This is a genomic window from Pseudomonas helleri (genome assembly GCF_001043025.1).
In the GTDB taxonomy this organism is placed as follows: domain Bacteria; phylum Pseudomonadota; class Gammaproteobacteria; order Pseudomonadales; family Pseudomonadaceae; genus Aquipseudomonas; species Aquipseudomonas helleri.
On record NZ_JYLD01000008.1, the window covers coordinates 62,854 to 88,089 of the forward strand.

Here is a 25,236-nt window from a genome sequence, read left to right on the forward strand (position 1 = left end):
CGTGTGGAGCCCTGCAGGAGCGAGTCTCGCGATCTTTATTGAAGGTCAAAAGATCGCGAGGCAAGCTCGCTCCTACAGGGGGCTATCACTTAGAAGTGGTAAGTCGCACGGGCGAAGAAGGTACGGCCCATTGGGTCACCGTAACGAGGGTCGTAACCGCTCTGGAAGTTGTAAGCCTGGTTGGAGAACGGCGGGTTGCGGTCAAACATGTTTTTGACGCCTACATCCAGGTCCACGGTTTTGTTGAAGGTGTAGCCACCCGAGATGTCCCACAGAGCGTAAGACGCTACGCGTGAGTGAGTGTCGGTGTCGTAGTCGTTGTAACCGCTGGTGAAGCGGTTAACCAGCGAGGCGCGGTATGGGCCCAGGTTCCAGGTACCGCTCAACACGTGTTTCCAGCGGGCGATCACGCCAGTCCCTTCAAACGCACCGACGTTGTCGGTGTAGTTGCCGCCAATGGTGGTCTGGTAGTCATAGCGCGACACGTAGGTGCCTTGCAGACCCAGGCCGAACTGGCCATACGGGGTGTTCGGGAACTTGTAGTCGAGGCTGACATCGACACCGCTGGTTTTCACTGCGCCCAGGTTGGCAAGGCCGGTCTGAACGTAGTTGAGCGAACCGTCGGCGTTGCGGATGTAGCGATCGGCGTAGGTGTTCGGATCGTCAAAGACGGTGGATTCCGGGAACTCGGCGATCTGGTTGGCGATGTGGATCCACCAGAAGTCCAGGCCCATCGACAGGTTGCGCACTGGCTGGTAGACAAAGCCCAGGGTCAGGTTGCGCGCCTTCTCGGGGGACAGGTCGGTGTTGCCGCCGGTGCGGTTATGGAACTGCTGGCCGCAGTCACGTGCAGCGTTGCCGCCCGGTTGCACCACGCCGCCGGTACACAGTTTAGGGTCGTTGTAGTAGCCCTGGGTGTAGGTGGTGTATTGCGGGTTGTACAACTCATACAGCGACGGCGCCCGGAAACCTTCGCTGTACGCGCCACGCACCACCAGTTCTTTGATCGGCTGGTAGCGGAACGAGTATTTCGGGTTGGTGGTGCTGCCAAAGTCGCTGTATTTGTCGTGACGCACGGCGGCCGACAGTTCGAGGCTGTCCAGTACCGGCACGTTCAACTCGGTGTACACCGCCTTGACGTTGCGATCGCCCTTGACGCTGCCGTCCGGGTCGACGCCGAGGCTGGAGATGTCCGCCGCGTATTGCTCGTAGCTCTGATGGAAGTTCTCCTGACGGAACTCGCCACCGATGGCCAGGCCAGAAGGGCCGGCACCGAACCAGTCGCCGATTTCACGGCTCATGCGTCCGTCCAGCCCGGTCACCCGGCCGACCGACGAGGAGTACTGGCCGTGGTACTGGTTGGCGTCAATCAACGCCTGGCCAGCGGCGGTTTGCGGGCCGAACGGGTTGATGATGCCGTCGGCGATGCCATTGATCATGGCCGCGTCGCTGACATAACCGCCGGTCACGCTGGAGATCACTTTGTTTTCGTTGTACGAGGCGCCGGCGTTGTAGTCCCAGCCCTGCACGGTGCCGTCAAAACTCAGGACCAGACGCTGGCTGGTGTTCTGGTCGCGGGACTGGCGTGCACCGGCGGCGGTTTCACGCCAGTTAAAATCGATCGGTTGGGTCGGATCGAAGTTAGGGTTGGTGGAGGCCGGGGTAATGCCTTTGCCAGGGTAGAACGGTGACGACGGGTCCATCGTCATGCCGGTCAGTGGCGCAGGGCCGACTTGGGTGGAGTTGTTGTTGCGGGCAAAGAAGTATTCGAGGTTGACGTTGTCATCATCGGTGAGCTTGCCGGTGGCCTTGCCGAAGAACGAAGTTTTTTCGGTGGCGGGTAGCAGGTCGATGTAGTTGCGGGTGTCGAAGCGGCACACGCCCTGGCGCGAGACCAGGTTAGGGCCATTGCAGTTACCCGACGACAGTGGGTTGGAGCTGACACCGTTCTGGCTGTAGTTGGCCGGGTATGAGGTGCCGGAGGTCTGGTCCAGGCCACGGCCCGGCGCATAGGTGGTGGCAAAGGTACGGTCTTTGGCGCGCAGATCGTCCTGTTTGTTGTAACCGAACACGCCCATGACGTTGAAGCGGTCTTTGTCGAGGTCGCCATAGCCCCAGCTGGCGCTGAGGTCTTTGGAGCCGCCGCCACCACTGGCGTCAGCGCCTTCGCCGCCCAGCGAGAGGGTGCCGTCGGTCAACGATTTTTTGGTGATGAAGTTGATGACCCCGCCGATGGCGTCAGTGCCGTACAGGGCAGATGCGCCGTCGCGCAGCACCTCGACACGGTCAATGGCGGCAAACGGAATGGTGTTCAGGTCGACGGCCGAGCCATCGATGGCGTTGTTGCCCAGGCGGCGGCCGTTGAGCAGCACCAGGGTTTTGTTGGCGCCGATACCGCGCATGTCGGCAAAGCTCGAACCGCCTGTGGCGGCGCCCACCGAACTGGCCGGGTTACGAATCGACTGGTTGCCCGAGACGCGCTGAAGGATCTGCTCGGTGGTGGTCACGCCTTCGTTGCGCAGTTGATCGGCGCGCAGAATGGTGATGGGCACGGCGGTTTCTGCGTCGACCCGGCGGATCGCCGAGCCGGTCACTTCAACACGATCCAGCTGCGTGGTTGGGGCGGGTGCCGCCGTTGCATCGGCGCTCACGGCGGCGCTGCTGACGGCACTGCCTGCGTCGTCGGACACGGTGGCTTCGGCTGCCTGCAACTGGCCTGCGCTCATCCCCAGAGCAACCAGATACAGCGGCACAAAACGATGCCGCTGCAAGCTTGCAACGAGCGGTTTGAGGGTGAAACCTGAACTCTTCATCTGCATGGTTATTTCCGACTTTTTCAGACGATTATTGGAATGGCCTTGTGAGCCCTCATGACTCCAGTTGGGTTGTGTCGACCCGTGGCAAAACACTTTTTTCAAGCAAGCCGCTCCCCAGCGCGGACTGACAGCGTTCGCGCGCGGCATGGTTACAGCGGGAAGTCGGTCTCTGTGGCCGCTGCCGCAGGCTGCGATGGGTTGCGAAGCGACCCGCTTGAAGGTCCCTCGGCCCTTATCGCAGCCTTCAGCAGCGGCTGCAGAGGTGAGCGTTACCGAGCAGTCATCACCGAAATCTTGGTGATGCCCGAGCGCTCAATCGAGGCCATGGCCTTGGCCACTTGCCCGTAATTGACGCCTTCGTCAGCCTGGAGCTGAACCCGTACTTCCGGGTCCTGGGCCTTGACGTCCTGCAGGCTTTTTTCCAGCAGCTCGGGGGCCACTTCGTTCTTGGCCAGGAAGAACTTGCCGTCCTGATCCACGCTGACCACCACCGGGTCTTTCTTTTTCTCGGTGGCCACGGCGTCGGTCTTGGGCAGGTTGATCTTGATGGCATTGGTCATCATCGGCGTGGTCACGATGAACACCACCAGCAGTACCAGCATCACGTCCACCAGCGGGGTGACGTTCATTTCACTGAGTACTTCATCGCTGTCTTGAGTTGAGAAAGACATCAGCTTGCCTCCCGCACAGCGGTGCGCTTGGTGGAAATAGGTTGGCGGTCGATGGCGAAAGCGCTGCGCTGGGCGAGGGCGTCGAAGTCATGGGCAAAGTCATCCATGGTGGCCGAGGCCATTTTCAGGCGACGCAGGAAGAAGTTGTAAATCAGCACCGCTGGCACGGCCACGGCAATCCCCACGCCGGTGGCAATCAGGGCGTGGCCGATGGGCCCGGCCACGGTTTCCAGGCTGGCGGAACCGCTGGCGCCGATGCTTTGCAAGGCTTCCATGATCCCCCAGACGGTTCCGAACAGGCCGATGAAGGGCGCGGTGCTGCCGATACTGGCGAGAATCGCCTGGCCGCTTTCCAGGGCGCGGCGTTCTTTCTGGATTTGTTGGCGCAGGTTGCGCTCCAGGCGATCGGCGCGGTTGATGGTGTTGGCCAGTTGCTGGGTGGTTCGCGGCGTGTCATCAACAATCATGGCTTCAAAGCCGCTGTTGGCGATGCGCGCCAGGGCGCCGGGGTACTGGCTGGCGTGTTCGGCGGCGGTGAGCAGGTCGGGGGCGGCCCAGAAGGCCTTGGTGAACTGGTTGTTCTGGGATTTTTGACGCAGGTATTGCGATGACTTGATGAGCAGCAAGGCCCAACTTACCACCGAAAAAAGCACCAAGGCCCAAAGTACCCCAGGGACAATCATGGAAGACAGAGACTCGTTCATGGCTATACCTCGCACTGCGGTTAAATAACGCGCTAATTAATAAGTGTCGGGACCCGGCGGGGTTATTCCGGCAATTTGAAAGCAATGGTCTGGGTGGCGAACCCTTCTATGGGCGTGTCCCCGCGTTTGGCCGGGACAAACTTCCAGTTACGTACAGCGGCGACGGCGGCGTCATCCAGCGCTTGTTTGCCGCTGGACTTGATGACCTCTACCGAGCCTGCGCGGCCGTTAGGCAGCACCTTGATCCGCAGCCCTACCGAGCCTTCCCAGTTACGCCGCAAGGCGATGGACGGGTATTCCGGTGGCGGGTTGCCGAGGCTGGCCAGCCCCGAAATGGCCGCTGTTTCCTTGGCCGGGCCTGGCGCTGCGGCCGGGGCGGCGGGTGCAGCAGGCGCCGCGGGTGCTGGTGGCGCTACCGGAGCCGGTGGCGCTGGCTTGACCGGTTGCGGTTTTTGCACCGGCTTGGGCTTGACCACCGGCTTGGGTTTTTCGATGGGCTTGGGCTTCTCCACGGGTTTGGGCGGTGGCTTGAGCGCATCTTCATCTTCTGGCGGCGCTACGGGCTCCGGCGGTGGCGGTGGTGGAGGCGGTGGTGGAGGCGGCTCTTCGACCGGCGGGGCCGGTGGCGCAGGGCTGCTTAGTTCTACGGTCATTTCCGGGATTTCGGGTGGCGTAATCACCGGCTCGGCCTTGGCGCGCTGGAAAAACCACCAGGCGCTGCCATGCAGCAGCACAACCACACCCACCAACAATAAAATGCGCGGCTTGCTCAGCCCGCCCGGCTGTGAGGTGTTGGGCACATGGGGGATATGTGTCCACTGTTGAACACGCTCAGCTGCCAATAGAGGGGCTGGCCGTTCTTTATGTTTTACCTCGTCACTCATTAAGAGTCCCTCGACAAAATGAAGGGCAATAAGGCTCCGTTCGCCCTTGCGTGCAGGGACGAGAACTAGTCGTTCAACGGTTGTTTCAATGGCGCACTGACAGGTGAATGTTTGCCTGTCAAAAGGCCTTAATCACTGCGCGAATAAAGGGTCATGTTGAGCTCCTGTTGGTTAAGTCAACGGATCCGGATTTTTGTAAGAATTCGTTAAATTATGTATTGCAACGGCTATGCCAACAGTCAAAAAAAAGCCGCTTTGTCGGGTGGATATTTAAGCGCCAAGAGGCAGTTTTGTGCCTTAAGCCGCGTTAATAAGTGCTGAACTTAATTAACGCGGCTTAATAGCGGTTTTGAACTTGAGTTATAAACGTTGATAATCAATTTCTTTGTCTGACAATCTGACGAAAGTTAAGAGTTGTCAAAAAAAGTGCACCAAAGTAAGAGGGCGTGCCTATAAACAGTGCGCCCTATAAGGTCAGGGTTAAACGCTCTACCAGCGCGCCCGGCAGTACATGGCTGTTCAGGCTGCGCCGCTCATAAGTCCCCGAGTCGATGCACAGCGTTTGCTCGCGGGTCAGGGCCAGCAAGTTGCTGCCGAGCAGGTTGTACAGGCTGTCATCGAACCGCATGGTTTCGATGGGCGCGACGATGCGTCCGTTCTCCACCCAAAAGGTGGCAAAGCGGGTCATGCCGGTCAGGCTGGCAGAGCCTACATCCGAATAGTTCAGGTACCACAAGTTACTGATGTACAAGCCGGTTCCCAGTTCGCTCAGCACGTCGTTACTGGCCAGTTCGCCGGGCGCCATGACCAGCGAGTGGGGCATTTCCCTGCGGTCGGCACCATTGGCTTGCATGCCGTATTCAGCGGCCGAGCGTGAGCTGACCAGTTGCCCAACCAGCTTTCCGGTCTGGATCAGGTCGATGTCCTGACGCGCAGTGCCGTCCGGGCCGAAGCCGGGTTCAAAACCGGTGGACGGTTGTTCGCGCAGGCTGACCAAGGGTGATAACTGCTGTTTTCCGAGTTGCAACTGCTGCAATGCGCTCTGGCGGTTGGCAAAGGCCTTGGCTGAAAATGCGTCATAACTGAGCAAACCCAGCACTTCCTCCAGTGCCGCAGGGGCCAGATAAGCACGGTACTGCCCCGGTTTGAGGCTGATGCGCGGTGTGCTCAGGTGCTTGAGTTGCTCACGGGCCTGAACAAACACGTCACTTAACGCTTGAGCATCCCACGTGGCTGAACCATATGTGCTTTTAACTGCTTCACCACTGGCATCAAACAGGCTCCAGTCGAACAGCGCGTTGGCACATTGATGCCAACCGTAAGCCCCCCAGCTATTGGCGAAGCCGCGATACAGCGTGCCACCGGCATAAATGCCGACCATGTCCAGGCCCTGGCTCAAGTCGCAGATCGTGTCGATAACCTGTTGCAGCTCGGGAACCTGCCCCGGCACTTGCCGTTCTGTGCTCCATTCTTGCGTGTCGAGTAATAAATACGGGTCGGCAGGCAACACATCGAGCAGTGCGCGAAGCTCGGTCAGGGTGTGCCCGAGAGTGACGGCATCCTGTGCAAAATCGCCGCTCAGGTTAAGTTGCGCGCTGCTGTGGCGTTCGCCGCGGATCAGCCGCAACGTCAATTCAAGTTGTAGCACCGGGTAAGCCTGGCGCACTTTGCCGTGGTTGAAACGCACGAACTGGCTGTCTTCAGCTTCAAACCACAGGGTGAACTGTTCATCGGTGTGCAACTGGCCCTTGAGCCAGTGTTCCAGCGCCTTGAACGCGCTGGCGAATCGGCAATTGCTCATCAGGCCTGGCCTCCGAATACATCTATTTGACTGAACACACAGGCCGGAGAAGCGTGGCCCACGGTGACAACCTGATTGGGTTCGCCTTTGCCGCAATTGGGGGTGCCCATGATCTGGTGGGTCGAGGCGTCGCCCACGGCGCTCAAGTTGCGCCAGAACTGCGATGAAATGCCCCGATAATTCGGGTTTTTAACCACGGCCCCCAGCTCGCCATTTTCGATCAACTGGCCCCATTCGCAGCCGAACTGGAACTTGTTGCGCGCATCATCGATCGACCACGAACGGTTGCTGGCCATCAGGATGCCGTGCTCAATGCCGCCAATCAGTTGCTCCATCGACTGGTCGCCGGGTTCGATATTGAGGTTGGCCATGCGGTCAATCGGTGCCCGGTTCCAGTTGCAGGCGCGGCTGTTGGCGACGCCCGGCAAGTCACTGCGGGCCTGGGACAGTGCGCCGCCCATGGGCCGCTGCAAAATCCCCTGGCTGATTAGTAAGTGTTTTTCGGCCGGCAGGCCTTCGTCGTCGTGGCTGTAGCTCACCAGTTCGCCGGGCACGCCGGGGTCGAAGCTGACATTCAGCAGGTCAGAGCCATAACGGTAATGGCCAAACATGTCGGGGGTGACAAAGCTGGTGCCGGCGTAGTTGCGCTCATCACCGAGGATGCGGTCCAGCTCCAGCGGGTGGCCGATGGATTCATGGATCTGCAGGATCATTTGATCCGGCATCAGCAGCACGTCCCGCGGGCCTTGCGGGGTGTTCGGGGCCAGCAGCAGTTGCAGGGCCTCGTCGGCGACGCGACGGGCTTGCTCGCTCAGTGCCGATTGAGTGACCACATTGGCGCCGCCTTGTTGGGCAAGGCTGTAGGTGCGGCGCTGGCTTTGCTGGCCGTCAAAAGCATTGACGCCCACCTCGGGGTACAGCTGCTGCTGGCTGCGCAGAATGTCATTGCCCTGGTTATCCAGATACAGCTGTTGTTCTTGCACCACACGCAAACGAGCGGACCAGTGCACCAGTCGCGGGTCACCGGGGACGCTCTGCGAGGTTTCCATTAACAGGGCCAGCCAGTCGGCGGTGCCCGGCAACGGCAGGTCCAGATCGGGTGAGCGGTAATGCGCCTGTACATCCCGTGTTTGCGGGGCAGGGTAGTGCAGTAAACCCCGGCCCCGCAGTGATTGGGCCGTATGTTGGGCGCGCTCAAGTGCCTGTTGCAATCCCGACAGACTGATATCGCTGGTGGCTGCAAAGGCCTGTTGGCCGTCAATGTGGACGCAGACCATAACCCCGCAACTATGGCGCAGTGAAGGAGGTTCAATAACATTGCGCGATACGCCCAATGTTTGCGCTTGTTGTTCAACCAGGCGCAATGAAATAAAACCGGGTATATCGGCACATGTTTGCATGAATCGTCTGAGTGACGATTGTGCGTGACTCATGATGAGTGTCCTTTCAAGTGCAAAGCACCGCGTGTTAATGGCGAGGGCTTTGGGTTAATAAGTTAATAAAAGGCGGCATTAAAAGTGCCGTGGTAGTTACGTGACCAATAATTCATCTACGCGGGCATCTTTTTCACTTAACAAACCGTCGGACTGGTGTTGCCACAGTCGGTAATAGAGGCCTTTAAGTTCCAGTAAGTGTTGATGACTGCCGTCTTCAACAATCAAGCCTTTATCCAGCACCACAATCCGATCCAGATGCGCAATGGTCGACAGCCGGTGCGCAACAACCAACACGGTTTTGTCCGCCATGATGTCGTCCAGGCTGCTTTGAATCAGGCTTTCGGTTTCGGAGTCGAGGCTGGCGGTGGCTTCGTCGAGTACCAGAATCGGCGCGTTCTTGAGCAAGGCGCGGGCAATGGCGATGCGCTGGCGCTGACCGCCCGACAACTTGACCCCGCGCTCACCGATCAAGGCGTCATAGCCGTCTTGCATGTGCAGGATGAAGTCATGGGCGTGGGCACGTTTGGCCGCCAGCACAATGGCCGATTCGTCGGCATCAACGTCGCCATAACCGATGTTTTCCCGCAGGGAGCGATGAAACAGGCCCGGCTCTTGCGGGATCAAGCCGATGTGGCTGTGCAGCGATTGCTGGGTCATGCCCTGAATATCAACGCCGTCGATTTCGACCTGACCTTTTTGCGGGTCGTAGGCGCGCAGCAACAGGTTGAGCAACGTCGATTTGCCCGAGCCTGAAAGTCCGACAATCCCGACGCGCTGACCGGCTGCAATGTTCAGCTTGAAGTGTTTGAAGATCGGCTTGTCCGGGCTGTAGCCGAAGTTCACGTCACGAAAGCGGATAGCGCCTTTTTCGATGCGTGCGGGCAGGGCATCGGTGCTGTCCGGCATTTCGTGGGGCTTGAGCAGGGTGTCGATGCTGTTCTGGATGTTGCCGATCGATTCGAAAAACTGCATGAACTGCATGCTCAAATAACTGCACTGGGCCACGATCATCAAACCCAGAGTGGCCACCATCACCAATTGGCCGACGTCGATCTTGCCCAGGTGCCAGAGGTACAGCGCGACGGCTACCAGGCCGACGCGCAACACAATCGACAGGCTGTCTTGCAGCAGGCGGATTTTCTCCTGGTAGAAAAACGAGCGCTGCGCGGCCTGTTTTTCTTGGGTCTGGTAGCGGTTCAGGTAGTCAAGTTCAAAGTCCTGGCGGGCAAACAGGCGGATGCTGGCCAGGTTGCTGACCGCGTCGACAATTTTGCCGGTGGTCACGCTGCGCGCTTTGGCATGATCTGCTGCCAGTACTTGCGCTTTGCGTGACAGCACAAACGCCAGCAATGTGTAGGCCAGCACCCACACCAGCAGGCCCAGACCCAGCCAGGGCGAGGCCAGTGTCAGCAATACCAGGCTGGTGATCAGCACCACCAGAATCGGCAGCATGTCGACGATCAGGTTCCAGGTGATCTCTAGCAGGCCAATGCTGCCTTCGCCGATGCGATGGGCCAGGCTGCCGGCAAAATGTTCACCGAAATAGCGGGCCGAATGGCGCTGCAAATAGGCGAACAGGTCACGCACGATGCGTATTTTTTGCTGCGGCCGGACCATGATCATGCACAACGTGGCGCCTCGGGCGCAGAGCATTTGCGCCACGGCCAGGCCAAACAGCAGGCCCAGCGCGGGCAAGCTGGCCTGCCACAGGTCGGCGTGGTCCCACAGGCCGTCACTCACAGCGCCGGTGATGCGGCCGATGGCATAGGGCATGAGGGTGGCGGTCATTGCAGCGCCGATTTGCAGCGCCGCGATTGCCCAGTACCAGCGCGGGTACAGGCGCACGTAATGCCACACATAGGCCCAAGGCCGTTTGGGAGGAACGGTAATAGCGTCAAATTCAGACATGTCTGACCTTTTTTCAAAGCAAAGCGGTCCGCGTTGGCTGCTCGCGAAGAGACGGCCAATGAGGGGGCGTGCAGGTGAAAAGCGTCTATCGGGTGATAGCGCAGCTCAGGCTATGTATCGATGCCGGGCGGGGTACACGAAGCGAACGCGCAGGCGTAAAGGCGGGGGAGTATTTGCAGCGAGTGCACATCAGACATCGTTGTTATTCCTTTTGTACAGCTGATCAATGGCATGACTTTTGGTCTGCCGTTGCACTGAATGTGGACAGTTTTTACGTCCGCGGTCGCAATTGGTGCGGGTTACGCACCCCGGAAGCTGTGTTTTCAACCGGTGAATTGCTAACGCCCAATGACAAGGAAAATCTGTGCCAGTTTTGGTAAAACTTTGTAAAAAATTAAAGTGTGCCTCGCGATCTTTTCAACGATCAAAAGATCGCGAGGCAAGCTCGCTCCTACAGATTGGGTCAGGGGGTTACGCTGCTCGCTTGTAACAGCTCGCGGGTGTACGGGTGTTGCGGGTTGCCGAACAGGCTTTGTGCGTTGCCTTGCTCCACCACTTTGCCGTCCTTGATCACGATCATGTCGTGGGCCAGTGCATGCACCACCGCCAGGTCGTGGCTGATAAACAGGTAGGTCAGGCCGTGTTTGGCCTGTAAGTCACGCAGCAAGTCCACCACTTGTTTTTGCACGGTGCGGTCCAGCGCCGAGGTCGGTTCGTCGAGCAGGATCAACTCCGGTTCCATGATCAACGCCCGGGCGATGGAGATGCGCTGGCGTTGACCGCCCGAGAATTCATGTGGGTAGCGGTGGCGGCTCTCAGGGTCGAGCCCCACCTCTTGCAGTACACGGATCACCGCGGCTTCACGTTCCTGCACGGTGCCGATGTTGTGGGCCAGCAACCCCTCGCTGATGATCTGCTGCACCGACATGCGCGGGCTCAGGCTGCCAAACGGGTCTTGAAATACCACCTGCATGTGGCGCCTTAACGGCCGCAGTTGGTCTTGGTTGAGGGCACCGAGTTGCTGGCCGTCGAGTCGGATAGACCCTTGCGATTCCACCAGCCGCAGCACCGCCTGGCCGAGGGTGGATTTGCCCGAGCCCGATTCACCGACAATGCCCAGGGTGCGGCCTTTTTTCAGCTCAAAACTGACCCCGTCCACGGCCTTGACGTAATGCCGCTCTCGGCTGAACAACGACTTGGGCAAAGGGAACCAGACCTTGAGGTCGTCGACCTGGAGCAGGTTGCCTGGATCGTCAGCAGGCACCGGGCTGCCGCTGGGCTCGGCCTCGATCAGCATGCGGCTGTAAGGGTGTTGCGGGGCTTTGAACAGCTCCTCGCAGGTGGCTTGCTCGACAATTTCACCGCCGCGCATCACGCACACGCGCTGGGCGATTTTGCGCACCAGGTTGAGGTCGTGGCTGATAAGCAGCAACGACATGCCTAGACGCTGTTGCAGGTCGATCAGCAGCTCGAGGATTTTTTGCTGCACGGTGACGTCCAGCGCCGTGGTCGGTTCGTCAGCGATCAGCAACTCTGGCTCATTGGCCAGCGCCATGGCGATCATCACCCGCTGGCGTTGGCCGCCAGACAACTGATGGGGGTAGGCATTGAGGCGATGTTGCGGGTCGCGAATCCCAACCAGCTCCAGCAGTTCAAGGGTTCTGGCCCGTGCTTCGCGTTTTTTCAGGCCCTTGTGGGTGATCAATACTTCGCTGACTTGCTTTTCGACGGTATGCAGCGGGTTGAGCGAGGTCATCGGCTCCTGGAAAATCATCGCGATGCGGTTGCCGCGCAAACTGCGCAGTTGCGCAGGGCTGGCGCTCACTAGGTCGATGCCGTTGTAGCGGATGCTGCCTTGGGTTTCGACGTTTTTACCCGGCAACAGGCGCAGGATCGAGTGCGCCGTCACCGACTTGCCCGAACCCGACTCGCCCACCAGTGCCAGGCATTCGCCACGGCGGATATCCAGGTTGACCCCGTGCACCACTTCACGCCCGGCAAAGCCGACGCGCAGGTCACGTATTTCGATCAGTGTGTCGCTCATCTCAACTCCTTGGATCAAACGCGTCACGGCAGGCTTCGCCGATAAACACCAGTAGCGACAAAATCAGTGCCAGCACACAAAACGCGGTCAGGCCCAGCCATGGGGCTTGCAGGTTGCGTTTGGCCTGGCCGATCAGTTCACCCAGCGAGGCGGTGCCGGGCGGCATGCCGAAGCCGAGAAAGTCCAGGGCGGTGAGGGTGGCAATTGCGCCGGTCAAAATGAACGGGATGTAGGTCAGGGTCGAAGTCATGGCGTTAGGCAGAATGTGCCGGCGCATCAGCGCACCATTGGTCAAGCCCAAGGCCCGTGCGGCTTTGACGTATTCCAGATTGCGCCCGCGCAAAAATTCGGCGCGCACCACGTCCACCAGGGCCAGCCAACTGAACAGCGCCATGATGCCCAGCAACCACCAAAAGCTCGGGGCGATAAAACCCGAGAGGATGATCAGCAGGTACAGCACCGGCAGCCCGGCCCAGACTTCTTGCAGGCGTTGGCCGATCAGGTCCACCAGGCCGCCGTAAAAGCCCTGCAAGGCGCCCGCCGTGATGCCTACCAGCGCACTGATGGCGGTGAGGATCAAGGCAAACAGGATCGAAATCCGCGCGCCAAAGATCACCCGCGCCAGCACGTCACGGGCCTGCTCATCGGTGCCCAGCCAGTTACTGCTGCTGGGTGGGCTTGGGGAGGGCACCTTGAGGTCGTAGTTGACCGTGTCGGAACTGAACGGGATGGGCGCAAAGAGCATCCAGCCGCCTTGCCCGGTGATGAGTGTCTGCACGTATTCGCTGCGGTAATCCGGCTCGAAAGGCAGTTCGCCGCCGAAGTCGGTTTCAAGGTGGCTGGAGACAATCGGGAAATACCACTGGTCTTTGAAGTGAATGGCCAAGGGTTTGTCGTTGGCGATCAATTCGCCGCACAGGCAGACCACAAACAGGCCGATAAACAGCCACAGCGACCACCAGCCCCGGCGGTTGGCCTTGAAATGGGCGAAGCGCCGACGGCTCAGGGGAGAGAGGGTAAACATCAGGCATTCCTCGCCGAGAAGTCGATACGGGGGTCGAGCAGGGTGTAGCAAATGTCGCCGATCAACTTGATCAACAGCCCGAACAGGGTGAACAGAAACAGGGTGCCAAATACCACCGGGTAATCGCGGGATATCGCCGCCTCGTAGCTCATGCGGCCGATGCCATCGAGGTTGAAAATGGTTTCGATCAGCAACGAACCGGCAAAGAACACTTCGATCAGCGCCTGCGGCACGCCGGCCACCACCAGCAACATGGCGTTGCGTAACACATGGCCGTAGAGCACGCGTTTTTCGGTCAGGCCTTTGGCCCGCGCAGTGACCACGTACTGGCGGCTGATTTCATTCAAGAAGCTGTTTTTGGTGAGGATGGTCAGAGTCGCAAAGCCGCCGATCACCAGCGCGCTCACCGGCAGCACCATGTGCCACAGGTAGTCGGCGATCTTGCCGAAAAAGCTCAGGCTGTCGAAGTCGTCCGAGACCATGCCCTGGATCGGAAACCAGCTCACATAACTGCCGCCCGCGAACACCACGATCAGCAAAATGGCAAACAGAAACGCGGGCATGGCGTAGCCAATGATGATCGCGGTGCTGGTCCACACATCAAATTTGCTGCCGTTGTGGATGGCCTTGCGAATGCCCAGCGGGATCGAGATCAGGTAGGTGATGAGGGTGGCCCACACGCCTAGCGAGATCGACACCGGGAGTTTCTGCAAGATCAGGTCAGTGACCTTGGCCCCACGGAAAAAGCTGTTGCCGAAGTCCAGTTGCGCGTAGTTCTTGAGCATCAGCCACAAGCGTTCGTGCATCGGTTTGTCGAAGCCGTAATGTTTGGTGATTTCTTCAATCAGTGCCGGGTCCAGGCCCCGGCTGCTGCGGCTGGCACCGGAACCCCCGGCGGCAATTTCACCGCCGCCACCGCCCACTCCGGCACCGCTGAAGCCCTGCAAACGTGCAATGGCCTGTTCAACCGGGCCGCCGGGTGCGGCCTGAACAATCAGAAAATTCACCACCAGAATGCACAGCAAGGTGGGGATGATGAGCAACAAACGTCGACTGATGTAATGCAGCATCTCAATGCTCCTTCAGCTGCGCGTTGGTTTGCGCGGTTTTGCTGACTTCCCACCAGGTGTCCAGGCCTTCATCGAACTTGGGTTCGGTGGTCGGGCGGCCGAAACGGTTCTGGTACACGGTCGGGGTGCCGATGGAGTAGTAGTTGGGAATCATGTAGTAGCCCCATTGCAGCACGCGATCGAGGGCGCGGGCGTAATGCACCATCTCCTCGCGGCTGTTGGCTTGCACCAGCCCGTCGAGCAGGGTGTCGACCGCCGGGTCGCGCAGCACAAATGAGTTGGACGAGCCGACCTGGGTGGCGCTGCCTGAGCCGAACATGTCGTACATCTCGCGGCCCGGCGAGACGATGGGCTGGCCGCTGCGCGGGAACGCCACCACGATCATGTCGTAGTCGCGCGCATTGAGGCGGTTGATGTACTGCGCGGAGTCGACCTTGCGAATCTCCATGGTGATACCGATCTGCGCCAGGGTGCGCTTGTACGGCATGACCATGCGGTCAAAACCGCCCTGACCATCGAGGAAGGTGAACGTGAACGGTTCCCCTTGGGCATTCACCAGTTGGTTGTTCTTTGGCGTCCAGCCTGCCTCTTTGAGCAGCGCCAGGGCTTGCAGCTGTTTGTCGCGGATGTAGCCGCTGCCATCGGTTTTCGGCGCCTGATAGACCTGGGTGAACACCTCATCGGGGATCTTGCCGCGCAGCGGTTCAAGAATTTGTAGCTCGCGGGCGTCGGGCAGGGCGGTGGCGGCCATGTCGCTTTTCGGGAAGTAGCTCTGCAGACGCACATAGAAGTTGCGCATCATTTGTTTGTTGGTCCACTCAAAGTCCCACAACAGGCTCAACGCCTGGCGCACCCGGCGATCCTGGAACGCCGGGTTTTGCAGATTGAAGGCAAAGCCCTGGGGCGCGCCCGGTTTGTCCTTGGCAAACACGCCGCGTTGCAGGCGCCCGTCGGTCAGGGCCGGGCTGTCGTAGCCGATGCTGAAGCCGGTGGCCGAGAATTCGCGGTTGTAATCAAACGCACCGGCCTTGAGCAGTTGCCGGGCGATGTCGGTGTCACTGTAGAAATTCACCGTCAGGCGGTCGAAGTTGTACAAGCCCTTGCTCACGGGCAAATCCTTGGCCCACCAATCGGGGTTGCGCTGAAAACTGATGCTGCGGCCCGGGTCAACGTTGGACACGGTGTACGGGCCGCTGCCCAGGGGCGGTTCGAAGCCGCCGCCATTGGCGAAGTCGCGGGTCTTCCACCAGTGCTCGGGGAGAACATGCAGACTGGCCAGGTCCAGCGCCAGGGTGCGGTTCTGGTTGCTTTTAAAGTCGAAGCGAATTTGCCTCGGGCCTTCGATGACCACGTCTTTGACCTCGCCGTAGAGCATGCGATAGCTCAGGCTGCCTTGGGTCATGAGGGTGTTGTAGGTAAAGGCGACGTCTTGCGCGGTGATGGGTGTGCCGTCGCTAAAACGAGCTTTAGGGTTGAGGTAAAAACGCACCCAAAGGCCGTCAGGGTCGCGCTCCATCTGTTGCGCTATCAGGCCGTAGACCGTGTAGGGCTCGTCCAGTGAGCGAAAGGCCAGGGGCTCATAGACCCACTGATCAACCTGCACGACGCCGGTGCCCTGGTCGACGTAGGGCACGATGTGGTTGAACTGACCGATTTCCATCGCGGCCCGGCTCAGTGAGCCGCCTTTGGGCGCGTTGGGGTTCACAAATTCAAAATGCTTGAAGTCGGCGGGGTATTTGGCCGCCTCGCCATAGACCGTCATGGCCGGGCCGGGCGCAGCACTGACAGCCAGGCACACGCACGACAACGCAGGCACCAGCAGCGAGCGGAGCAGGGGCATGAAAAATGAAGACATGATGGGGTTTCCTTGTGCCGCGTGTGGAGCCATCTACTGTGTTGAATAAACCCGCAGCCTTGCGCTTGGCAAGGCTGCGGGAGTCACTGTGGGAGCGGGCTTGCTCGCGATTCAGGCGATAAGGTCCTGAACCGGCACCAGGTCGATGCCATCGCGGGCAAGCCCGGCTCCCACACAATCAACGTCGTGAACGAATCAGAAGTGGTAAGTCGCACGGGCGAAGAAGGTACGGCCCAGTGGGTCGGTGTAGCGTGGATCGTAACCGCTCTGGAAGTTATAGGCCTGGTTGGTGAACGGCGGGTCGCGGTCAAACAGGTTTTTCACGCCCACGTCCAGATCGACGGTTTTGTCGAAGGTGTAACCGGCCGAAATATCCCACAAGGTGTACGACGCCACGCGGCTGTGGGTGCTTGGGTCGAAGTCGTTGTAGGCGCTGGTGAAGCGGTTGACCAGCGAGCCACGGTAAGGCCCCAGGTTCCAGGTGCCGCTCAACACGTGTTTCCAGCGCGCGACTACGCCGACACCCTGGAAATCACCCACGTTGTCGGTGTAGTTGCCGCCAATGGTGGTCTGGTAGTCGTAGCGAGTGACGTAGGTCCCTTGCAGGCCCAGGCCAAATTGACCGTAAGGCGTGTTGGGGAATTTGTAGTCGGCGCTGACATCGACACCACTGGTTTTAACCGCACCCAGGTTGGCGTTGCCGGTTTGTACGTAGTTGATCGAGCCATCGGGGTTACGGATGTAACGGTCGGCATAGGCGTTTGGATCGTCAAATACTGTTGATTCCGGGAACTCGGCAATCTGGTTGGCGATGTGAATCCACCAGAAATCCAGGCCCACCGACAGGTCACGAACCGGTTGATAGACAAAGCCCAGGGTCAGGTTGCGCGCGGTTTCTGGCGACAGGTTGGTGTTGCCGCCAGTGCGACGGTGGAACTGCTGGCCGCAATCGCGGCCCGCATCGCCGCCCGGTTGCACGGTACCGTTGGTGCACAGTTTAGGGTCGTTGTAGAAGCCCTGGGTGTAGGTCAGGTATTCGGGGTTGTACAGCTCATACAGCGAGGGCGCGCGGAAACCTTCGCTGTACGCACCGCGTACCACCAGTTCCTTGAGGGGCTGGTAACGGAACGAGTATTTCGGGTTGGTGGTGCTGCCAAAATCGCTGTATTTGTCGTGACGCACGGCGGCCGACAGTTCCAGGGTGTCCAGCACCGGTACGTTCAGTTCGGTATACACCGCCTTCACGTTGCGGTCTGCCGAGACGCGGGCGTTAGGGTCGACGCCGAGGCTGGCCAGATCGTCTGCGAACGCTGCATAGCTCTGCTGGTAAGCCTCGTGGCGGTATTCGCCACCGATGGCCAGCCCGGCCGGGCCTGCACCAAACCAGTCGCCGACTTCGCGGCTGGCACGGCCATCGATACCCGACACGCGCCCTACCGAAGAGATGTACTGACCACGGTACTGGCTGGCGTCGATCAGGCGCTGGCCGGCTGCGCTTTGCGGGCCGAACGGGTTGATGATGCCATTGGCGATCCCGTCGAGCATGGCTGAGTCGCTGACAAAGCCGCCGGTGAGGCTTTCGGTGACCTGGTTCTGGTTGTACGACGCGCCGAGGTTGTAGTCCCAGCCCTTGGCCACGCCGTCAAAGCTCAGCACCACGCGCTGGCTGGTGTTCTGGTCTTTGGTTGAGCGCCCGCCCGCAGCGGTTTCGCGCCAGTTAAGGCCCACCGGTTGGCTGGGGTCAAAAGACGCGCTGGTGGAGCCGGGGGTGATGCCATTGCCCGGGAAGTATGGCGACGTCGGGTCCAGGGTGACGCCGACCAGGTTCGCCGGGGCAATGTTCACCGAGTTGTTGTTGCGCGCCCAGAAGTACTCCAGGTTGACGTTGTCGTCATCGGTGATCTTGCCGGTGGCGCGGCCGAAGAAGGAGGTCTTTTCGGTTTCAGGCAACAGGTCCAGGTAAGTGCGCGTGTTGTAGCGGCACACACCCTGGCGCGCGACCAGGTTGGGACCGTCGCAGTTGCTGGCGGACAGCGGGTTGGTGGTCACGCCATTCTGGCTGTAGTTGGCCGGGTAGGAGACGCCCGAGGTCTGGTCCAGGCCGCGGCCGGGGACGTAACTTTTCGAGAACGAACGATCTGTGGCTTTCAAGCTGTCCTGCTTGTTGTAGCCGATCACGCCGAACACGTTGAAGCGGTCTTGCTCCAGGTCGCCGTAACCCCAACTGGCGTTCAGGTCGTGGCTGTTACCACCACCGCTGTGGCCGGGGGCTTCGCCGCCGAGGGTGAGGGTGCCGTCAGTCAGGGACTTTTTGGTGATGAAGTTGATCACCCCGCCGATGGCGTCGGTGCCATACAGCGCCGAGGCGCCGTCGCGCAGGATCTCTACGCGGTCAATGGCCGCGAAGGGAATGGTGTTGATGTCGACCGCCGAGCCATCGATGGCGTTGTTGCCCAGGCGGCGGCCGTTGAGCAGCACCAGGGTTTTGTTGGAGCCGATGCCGCGCATGTCGGCAAAGCTGGCACCGCCCGATGAGGAACCCACGGAACTGGCCGCGTTGATCGTCGACTGGTTGCCGGTGACCCGTTGCAGGATTTGCGCCGTGGTGGTGACCCCTTCATTGCGCAGTTGTTCGATGTTGAGAATGGTAATGGGCACTGCCGTTTCGGCATCTACCCGGCGAATGGCCGACCCGGTGACCTCGACGCGTTGCAGTTGTGTGGTGGGTGCAGCTGAATCATCTGTCGCAGGTGTTTCTGCCGCCTGAAGCTGGCCAGCGCTCATCCCCAGAGCGACCAGATACAACGGCACCCAACGATGCCGTTGCAGGCTTGCAACCAATGGCTTTACGTTAAAACCAGAACGCTTACTCTGCATGGTTCCATCCGACTTTTTTAGATGTTTATTGGAATGGCCTTGTGGGCCCTCATGACTCCGGTTGGGTTGTGTCGACCCTGGCAAATCACTTTTTTCAAGCAAGCCGCTCCCCCAGCGCGGACAAACAGCGTCCGCACGCGGCCTTGGTAGTGCATGGTTACAACGGGATCTATTAACTAAGGCATGACAGCTCAATGTTAAGTTTTGTTAACTTTGATAAAGCAACCGGTGTGCCAATACGTTTAATTGATGTGAGTCATGTGAACTTTTTTATATTTTTTATATAAATAAGCAGTGCGGGGTATGCAGAGGGTTTTGAGCGGGGTTTTAAACAGGAACGGGTAGCGTGTACATTGTCTGACAATCAGGCAGGTCGTGGCTTTGCTGTTAAAAATGGAACACCTTTGAAACACCTGTTTGACAGCTATGAGTACAGTGTAGTTATCGGGTTATAGCGTTAGTGTTAAAGGTTCTATGGGGGTAGGAGCGAGTTTGCCTCGCGATCTTTTGAATGTTTAAAAGATCGCGAGGCAAGCTCGCTCCTACAGAGGGGGTTAAAGTTCGGTAATGGTTTCGGGTTGATCACTATCGCTTAATAAACCATCCGACTGGTGTTGCCATAAGCGGTAATACAGACCTTGTTGTTCCAGCAGTTGTGCATGGTTGCCATCTTCAACAATCGAACCGTTATCCAGTACGACAATACGGTCCAGATGGGCGAGGGTGGACAGGCGATGGGCAACGACCAACACGGTCTTGTCGGCCATGATGTCGTCAAGGCTGTTCTGGATCAGGCTTTCGGTCTCGGAATCGAGGCTGGCGGTGGCTTCGTCCAGCACCAGGATCGGCGCGTTCTTGAGCAACGCCCGGGCAATGGCTATGCGCTGGCGTTGCCCTCCCGACAGTTTGACCCCGCGTTCGCCAATCAAGGCGTCGTAGCCTTCGGGCATTTGCAGAATAAACTCGTGGGCATGGGCCCGTTGCGCGGCCTGGGCGATTTGCTCATCGCTGGCCTGCACGTCGCCATAACCAATGTTTTCGCGCAGTGAACGGTGGAACAGCCCCGGCTCTTGCGGGATCAGGGCGATGTGCGTGTGCAGCGATTGCTGGGTCATCCCCAGCACATTCAGGCCATCGACTTCGATGGTGCCGCCCTGCGGATCATAGGAGCGTAACAACAGGTTGAGCAGGGTGGATTTGCCCGAGCCCGACAGGCCGACAATCCCGACCCGTTGCCCGGCCGGGATGTCCAGATTGAAGTGGCGGAAAATCGGTTTGCCGGGGTTGTAGCTGAAATCCACATTGCGAAAGTGGATCGAGCCTTTATCGATCAGCGCCGGTTGGGCGTCTTGGCGATCCGGCATTTCGTGGGGTTGCAGCAGGGTGTTGATGCTGTTTTCGATGTTGCCGACAAATTCGAAAAAGTGCATGAACTGCATGCTCAAGAAGCTGCACTGCGCCACGATCATCAGGCCCAGCGTGGCCACCATCACCAGTTGCCCTACATCAATCTTGCCCAGGTGCCACAGGTACAGCGCCAGTGCCACCAGGCCCACGCGCAGCACAATGGACAGGCTGTCTTGCAGCAGGCGGATTTTTTCCTGGTAGAAGAATGAGCGTTGCGCAGCCTTTTTTTCGGTGGACTGGTAGCGGCTCAAATAGCCCAGTTCGAAGTCCTGGCGGGCGAACAGGCGGATGCTGCTGAGGTTGCTCACCGCATCGACGATTTTGCCGGTGGTGACGCTGCGGGTCTTGGCGTGATCATTGGCCAGCACTTGGGCTTTGCGTGACAGCACGTATGCGAGCAATGAGTAACTCACAACCCACACCAGCAAGCCCAGACCGAGCCAGGGCGAGGCGAGGGTGAGCAGCACCAGGCTGGTGGTCAGCACCACCAGAATCGGCAGCATCTCGACGATCAACACCCACGTGGCATCCAGCAGGCCAATGCTGCCTTCGCTGATGCGCTGGGCCAGGCTGCCGGCAAAGTGTTCGCCGAAATAACGCGGTGAGTGCTGTTGCAGGTAGGCAAACAGGTCGCGGGTGATCTGCACCTTCTGTTGCGGGCGCACCATGATCATGCAGAAGGTCGCGCCGCGGGCAAACACCATCTGCGCCACGGCCAGGCCGAACAGCAGGCCGAGTGCCGGGAGGCTGGCCTGGAACAAATCGGTGTGGTCCCACAGCCCTTCACTGACGGCGCCGGTGATGCGGCCGATGGCATACGGCATGAGGGTGGCGGTCATTGCCGCGCCGACCTGAAGCAAGGCAATGGCCCAGTACCAACCGGGGTTCTGGCGGATGTAATGCCAGACGAAAGCCGCCGGCCGTTTAGGTGGAACAGTGATAGCACCAAACTCAGACATGACTTCCCTTTACGTAGTCGCAGAAATGCAAGCGCGCAAACGCAAGAAAGAAATGTGCCAAGTTGTTACGTTGCTAACAAAAACCACCCGTAGTCGCTGCCGAAGGCTGCGAAAGGAGTGGTTTTATGAGTGTTGTTCAACCGACGTTGATCAGGCTTTGCCGGCAGTGCAGGGTCAGTCTGGCGCCACCGCCTTTGCGGCTGCCGACCTCAAGGTTAAAGCCGTGCAAATTGACAATGGCCGCCACGATGGACAAGCCCAGGCCAAAGCCACTGTGTTTGTCGTCACAGCGGTAGAAACGCTGGAACACTGCCTCACGCTCGGCCTCGGGAATACCGGGGCCGGTGTCGAGCACTTCAATCAGCGTGCTGCCGTCTTCGTTGGCGGCACGCAAGATCACTTCGCCGCCCGGCGGGGTGAATTTGATCGAGTTGCTCAACAGATTCGCCAGTGCCTCAAACAGCAAGGCGCGGTCGCCGGTCATGCCGGGAAGCGCGGGCGGGGTGTCCAGAGTCAACGTGACCTGGCCTTCTTCCGCCAGTGGCAGGTAAAAATCGTACAGCTCCTGCAGCAAGGCCAGCGGGTCCAGTGGCAGGAAACCCGAGCGCCGTTGGTGGTCTTCCAGTTCAGAAATCCGCAACAGCCCACGAAAACGCGCCATCAGGGTGTCGGTTTCACCAATTACTTCGTCCAGTTGCAGCGCCTCGGGCGAGCCTTCTGCCGCTTGCTGCTGGATCCGGTACAACTGCGCGCGCAGGCGGGTGAGCGGGGTGCGCAGGTCGTGGGCGATGTTGTCGCACACGCCTTTGACTTCGTGCATCAGCCGCTCAATGCGGTCGAGCATCGCGTTGACGATGGCGGCCAGCATGTCCAGCTCGTCACGCCGGTTGGACAGCGGCAAGCGGTAGGTCAGGTCGCCGGAGACAATCGCCTCGGCACTGGCCTGAATGGCCCGAATGCGCTGCAACGGTCGCCGACGCAGCAGGTGCCAGCCCGCAATGCCGGGGATGATGGTCAGCGACAGGCCCCAGAACAGCGCGTGCAAGATGATCCGCGTCACCGCGAACAACGAGCCGTTATCGCGCACCAGAACCAGCAGGCGGCCATCTTGGGTTTGGGTGGCTACCGCGTCGCAACTGTCGCGCGGCAGGTCAGGGTCGTCAGAGTTGATGCAGTTGGCCAGTTCGTGGATCTGGCCATCGAGGGGCAGGTCCGGCGGAATGGCCAGGATCGGCCCGCTGATGGGCCGGTGTTGCGCATCGAACAGCCCATAAGCATCTACTGTTCGAAGATCGAACGTCATGCTGGTGGCGAGCGCGTCATCCAGTTGCTCGCCTTTAAAGCGGGCAAACAGATGTTGACGCTGCATCAGCGAATGCTTGGCCAGGTTGCCCAGGTAGTCCGAGACCTCGTAATACAGCACCCCCATGAGGATGCAGCTCCAGGCCACGAACAAAAAACTGTACAGCGCCAGCAGTCGGCTGCTGGAGGAGCGCCAGCCCTTAGAGGGGTTCGGCAATGACATAACCCGAGCCTCGAACGGTACGAATCAGGGGCACCAGGCCCGGCGGGTCGATTTTTTTGCGCAGGCGACCAATGTGCACGTCGATGAGGTTGGTGCCAGGGTCAAAGTGATAGCCCCAGACTTCTTCGAAAATCATCATGCGCGAGAGAATTTGCCCGGTATTGCGCATCAAAAATTCCAGCAGTTTGTACTCGGTGGGCAGCAGGCTCAGTTGCTGCTCGGCGCGGCTGGCTTCACGGGTGATCAGGTTGAGCTCAAGGTCAGCGACCCGCAACGACGTTTCGTGCTTGTCGACCGGGCTTTTGCGGCGCAGCAAGACTTCAACCCGGGCGGCCATTTCGTCGCTGGCAAAGGGTTTGGTCAGGTAGTCATCGCCACCGGCGCGCAAGCCGCGTACCCGCTCGTCCACATCGGAGAGGGCACTGATCATCAGAATCGGCGTGCTGACCCCAATGGTGCGCAACGTGGTTACAATCGCCAGGCCGTCCAGCTCGGGAAGCATGCGGTCCAGGGTAATCAGGTCATAATCGCCACTCACGGCGCGAACCAGGCCCTCACGGCCATTGGCGACCCAGTCAACTTCCAGCCCGTGGCTACTCAATTCAGCCACGATCTCTTTCGCCGTTACGGCATCATCTTCGATGGTCAAAATGCGGGTCATACCGTCACCTGATTGGCCTTTGTCAGCAGTGAGCACATTTTGCCCACAAAAAGCTGAAACGTTTCTTAATTATTCTTCATGTTCAGCCCGGCGTCAGGATAGGGTAGCCGAGATCGTGTTTGATGCCCGTACACTGTCGCGTTGAGGTATAACCCGTCAGCGCTTTTGACTTAGGACCCTGTGTTATGCAAAACCCCACGCAACGGCCGCTGTGGCAGATCTATCTGATCTTTCTGGCGCCGATGGTGCTGTCCAATTTTCTGCAGAGTTTTTCCGGCACCCTCAACGGGATTTACGTGGGTCAATTGCTCGGTACCAAGGCGCTGGCAGCGGTCTCGGGTATGTTTCCGATTGTGTTTTTCTTTATTGCGCTGGTTATCGGCCTGGGCGCCGGTGCCTCGGTGCTGATCGGTCAGGCCTGGGGTGCGCGTGAGACCTCTATGGTCAAACAGATCACCGGTGCCACGCTGACCTTGGGCGCGTTGGTCGGGTTGCTGGCGGCTGTGCTCGGCAGCCTCTTTGCGCGCCCGGCGATGCAGGCGCTGGGCACGCCGGTTGACGTGCTCGACGAGGCCGTTGGCTATGCGCGGGTGATGATGCTGATCATGCCGTTGTTGCTGGTATTTATCCTCTTCACCCAGTTGCTGCGCGGGGTCAGTGACACCGTGTCGCCGTTGCTGGCGCTGATGGTTTCTACGGCCGTGGGCTTGCTGCTGACCCCGGCGCTGATCCTTGGCTGGGCCGGTTTGCCGCAGATGGGCATCCAGAGCGCGGCGGTGGCGGGGCTGTTTGGTAACGTGCTGGCGATGGTGTTTTTGGTGTTGCGTTTACGTCATAAAAACCACGTGATGGCGCCGGATCGCGAGTTGTGGCTGGCGTTGCGCCTGAACCGCGAAATCCTCGCCAAAGTGCTGCGCATCGGCTTGCCGACGGGCCTGCAAATGGTGGTGCTGTCGCTGTCGGAGCTGGTGATCCTGGCGCTGGTCAACAGCCATGGCTCGCAAGCCACAGCGGCGTATGGGGCGGTGACACAAATCGTCAACTACGTGCAGTTCCCGGCCCTGTCGATTGCCATTACCGCGTCCATTCTTGGCGCACAAGCGATCGGTGCCGGGCGCATCGAGCGTATCGGGCCGATTTTGCGCACCGGTTTGCTGATCAACCTGTGCCTGACCGGCACCTTGATCCTGCTGGGGTATGTGTTGTCCGACTGGTTGCTGGGGTTGTTCATCACCGACGCGCAAGCGCACATGCGTGCCGGGCACCTGCTGCACATCATGCTCTGGAGCATTCTGGTGTTCGGCTTTCAGTCGGCCATTGGCGGCATCATGCGTGCCAGCGGTGTGGTGCTGGTGCCGATGAGCATCACCGTGTTTTGCGTGCTGTGCATTGAACTGCCGGTGGCGTATGCGCTCAACGCACACTTCGGGCTGGAGGGCGTGTGGATGGCCTTTCCGGTGACGTACATCGCGATGCTGATCATGCAGACCGCTTATTACCGACTGGTTTGGCGGCATAAACCGATTCAGCGGTTGGTCTAGGGCTGGCTTTTTGACTGGCGCTGCTTAAGATGGCCGACACTTGACTGTCATCG

The 25,236-nt window shown here is 59.5% G+C and carries 16 protein-coding genes; 1 reads left to right on the top strand and 15 read right to left on the bottom strand.

All coding sequences use genetic code 11. The features are described 5' to 3' along the window. Nucleotides 1-89: 89 nt before the first annotated feature. The 15 genes from TU84_RS14280 to TU84_RS14350 form a co-directional block, all read right to left on the bottom strand. Nucleotides 90-2,819: a TonB-dependent receptor gene (locus TU84_RS14280; protein ID WP_048369965.1), complete on the bottom strand. Its 2,730-nt coding sequence runs from the start codon at nt 2,817-2,819 to the stop codon at nt 90-92. A 266-nt stretch (nt 2,820-3,085) separates the two neighbouring features. Continuing rightward, nucleotides 3,086-3,487 carry an ExbD/TolR family protein gene (locus TU84_RS14285; protein ID WP_048369966.1) on the bottom strand — a complete coding sequence of 134 codons (402 nt, stop codon included), beginning with the start codon at nt 3,485-3,487 and terminating at the stop codon, nt 3,086-3,088. Continuing rightward, nucleotides 3,487-4,191, bottom strand: coding sequence for a MotA/TolQ/ExbB proton channel family protein (locus tag TU84_RS14290; protein ID WP_088500391.1), 705 nt, complete (start codon nt 4,189-4,191; stop codon nt 3,487-3,489). The genes TU84_RS14285 and TU84_RS14290 overlap by 1 nt, the downstream gene beginning before the upstream one ends. A gap of 62 nt (nt 4,192-4,253) precedes the next feature. Beyond that, on the bottom strand, nt 4,254-5,075 hold the full coding sequence (locus TU84_RS14295) for an energy transducer TonB (protein ID WP_048369968.1): 822 nt from the start codon (nt 5,073-5,075) through the stop codon (nt 4,254-4,256). 466 nt (nt 5,076-5,541) lie between these two features. Further along, on the bottom strand, nt 5,542-6,876 hold the full coding sequence (locus tag TU84_RS14300; RefSeq protein ID WP_048369969.1) for a TldD/PmbA family protein: 1,335 nt from the start codon (nt 6,874-6,876) through the stop codon (nt 5,542-5,544). Further along, nucleotides 6,876-8,309, bottom strand: coding sequence for a TldD/PmbA family protein (locus TU84_RS14305; RefSeq protein ID WP_053225239.1), 1,434 nt, complete (start codon nt 8,307-8,309; stop codon nt 6,876-6,878). The genes TU84_RS14300 and TU84_RS14305 overlap by 1 nt, the downstream gene beginning before the upstream one ends. Nucleotides 8,310-8,405: 96 nt before the next feature. Beyond that, the gene (locus TU84_RS14310) at nt 8,406-10,220 is read right to left on the bottom strand and encodes an ABC transporter ATP-binding protein (RefSeq protein WP_048369971.1); all 1,815 of its coding nucleotides are present in this window, start codon (nt 10,218-10,220) and stop codon (nt 8,406-8,408) included. Nucleotides 10,221-10,683: 463 nt separating this feature from the next. After that, a complete protein-coding gene (locus TU84_RS14315; protein WP_048369972.1) occupies nt 10,684-12,264 on the bottom strand; it encodes an ABC transporter ATP-binding protein in 1,581 nt (526 codons plus the stop codon). 1 nt (nt 12,265) lies between these two features. Then, nucleotides 12,266-13,288, bottom strand: a complete 1,023-nt coding sequence (locus TU84_RS14320; RefSeq protein ID WP_048369974.1) for an ABC transporter permease — start codon at nt 13,286-13,288, stop codon at nt 12,266-12,268. Next, a complete protein-coding gene (locus TU84_RS14325) occupies nt 13,288-14,358 on the bottom strand; it encodes a microcin C ABC transporter permease YejB (protein WP_048369975.1) in 1,071 nt (356 codons plus the stop codon). Before TU84_RS14325 ends, TU84_RS14320 begins: the two co-directional genes overlap by 1 nt. A 1-nt stretch (nt 14,359) precedes the next feature. Then, on the bottom strand, nt 14,360-16,213 hold the full coding sequence (locus tag TU84_RS14330; protein ID WP_048369976.1) for an extracellular solute-binding protein: 1,854 nt from the start codon (nt 16,211-16,213) through the stop codon (nt 14,360-14,362). Between the two features lie 195 nt (nt 16,214-16,408). Beyond that, complete coding sequence (locus TU84_RS14335) at nt 16,409-19,090, bottom strand: TonB-dependent receptor (RefSeq protein WP_048369977.1); 2,682 nt, start codon at nt 19,088-19,090, stop codon at nt 16,409-16,411. A gap of 554 nt (nt 19,091-19,644) precedes the next feature. Next, the gene (locus TU84_RS14340; protein WP_048369978.1) at nt 19,645-21,456 is read right to left on the bottom strand and encodes an ABC transporter ATP-binding protein; all 1,812 of its coding nucleotides are present in this window, start codon (nt 21,454-21,456) and stop codon (nt 19,645-19,647) included. A 136-nt stretch (nt 21,457-21,592) separates the two neighbouring features. Continuing rightward, the gene (locus TU84_RS14345) at nt 21,593-22,981 is read right to left on the bottom strand and encodes a sensor histidine kinase (protein ID WP_048369979.1); all 1,389 of its coding nucleotides are present in this window, start codon (nt 22,979-22,981) and stop codon (nt 21,593-21,595) included. Then, on the bottom strand, nt 22,959-23,642 hold the full coding sequence (locus TU84_RS14350) for a response regulator transcription factor (protein ID WP_048369980.1): 684 nt from the start codon (nt 23,640-23,642) through the stop codon (nt 22,959-22,961). The genes TU84_RS14345 and TU84_RS14350 overlap by 23 nt, the downstream gene beginning before the upstream one ends. 185 nt (nt 23,643-23,827) lie before the next feature. Between TU84_RS14350 and TU84_RS14355 the strand changes: the two genes are divergently transcribed. Beyond that, complete coding sequence (locus TU84_RS14355; protein WP_048369981.1) at nt 23,828-25,183, top strand: MATE family efflux transporter; 1,356 nt, start codon at nt 23,828-23,830, stop codon at nt 25,181-25,183. Nucleotides 25,184-25,236 lie beyond the last annotated feature (53 nt).

What these genes read in the sequence shown, in the direction of transcription:
- TU84_RS14280 (WP_048369965.1), bottom strand. Translation starts at nt 2,819, where the DNA reads ATGCAGATGAAGAGTTCAGGTTTCACCCTCAAACCGCTCGTTGCAAGC.
- TU84_RS14285 (WP_048369966.1), bottom strand. Translation starts at nt 3,487, where the DNA reads ATGTCTTTCTCAACTCAAGACAGCGATGAAGTACTCAGTGAAATGAAC.
- TU84_RS14290 (WP_088500391.1), bottom strand. Translation starts at nt 4,191, where the DNA reads ATGAACGAGTCTCTGTCTTCCATGATTGTCCCTGGGGTACTTTGGGCC.
- TU84_RS14295 (WP_048369968.1), bottom strand. Translation starts at nt 5,075, where the DNA reads ATGAGTGACGAGGTAAAACATAAAGAACGGCCAGCCCCTCTATTGGCA.
- TU84_RS14300 (WP_048369969.1), bottom strand. Translation starts at nt 6,876, where the DNA reads ATGAGCAATTGCCGATTCGCCAGCGCGTTCAAGGCGCTGGAACACTGG.
- TU84_RS14305 (WP_053225239.1), bottom strand. Translation starts at nt 8,309, where the DNA reads ATGAGTCACGCACAATCGTCACTCAGACGATTCATGCAAACATGTGCC.
- TU84_RS14310 (WP_048369971.1), bottom strand. Translation starts at nt 10,220, where the DNA reads ATGTCTGAATTTGACGCTATTACCGTTCCTCCCAAACGGCCTTGGGCC.
- TU84_RS14315 (WP_048369972.1), bottom strand. Translation starts at nt 12,264, where the DNA reads ATGAGCGACACACTGATCGAAATACGTGACCTGCGCGTCGGCTTTGCC.
- TU84_RS14320 (WP_048369974.1), bottom strand. Translation starts at nt 13,288, where the DNA reads ATGTTTACCCTCTCTCCCCTGAGCCGTCGGCGCTTCGCCCATTTCAAG.
- TU84_RS14325 (WP_048369975.1), bottom strand. Translation starts at nt 14,358, where the DNA reads ATGCTGCATTACATCAGTCGACGTTTGTTGCTCATCATCCCCACCTTG.
- TU84_RS14330 (WP_048369976.1), bottom strand. Translation starts at nt 16,213, where the DNA reads ATGTCTTCATTTTTCATGCCCCTGCTCCGCTCGCTGCTGGTGCCTGCG.
- TU84_RS14335 (WP_048369977.1), bottom strand. Translation starts at nt 19,090, where the DNA reads ATGCAGAGTAAGCGTTCTGGTTTTAACGTAAAGCCATTGGTTGCAAGC.
- TU84_RS14340 (WP_048369978.1), bottom strand. Translation starts at nt 21,456, where the DNA reads ATGTCTGAGTTTGGTGCTATCACTGTTCCACCTAAACGGCCGGCGGCT.
- TU84_RS14345 (WP_048369979.1), bottom strand. Translation starts at nt 22,981, where the DNA reads ATGTCATTGCCGAACCCCTCTAAGGGCTGGCGCTCCTCCAGCAGCCGA.
- TU84_RS14350 (WP_048369980.1), bottom strand. Translation starts at nt 23,642, where the DNA reads ATGACCCGCATTTTGACCATCGAAGATGATGCCGTAACGGCGAAAGAG.
- TU84_RS14355 (WP_048369981.1), top strand. Translation starts at nt 23,828, where the DNA reads ATGCAAAACCCCACGCAACGGCCGCTGTGGCAGATCTATCTGATCTTT.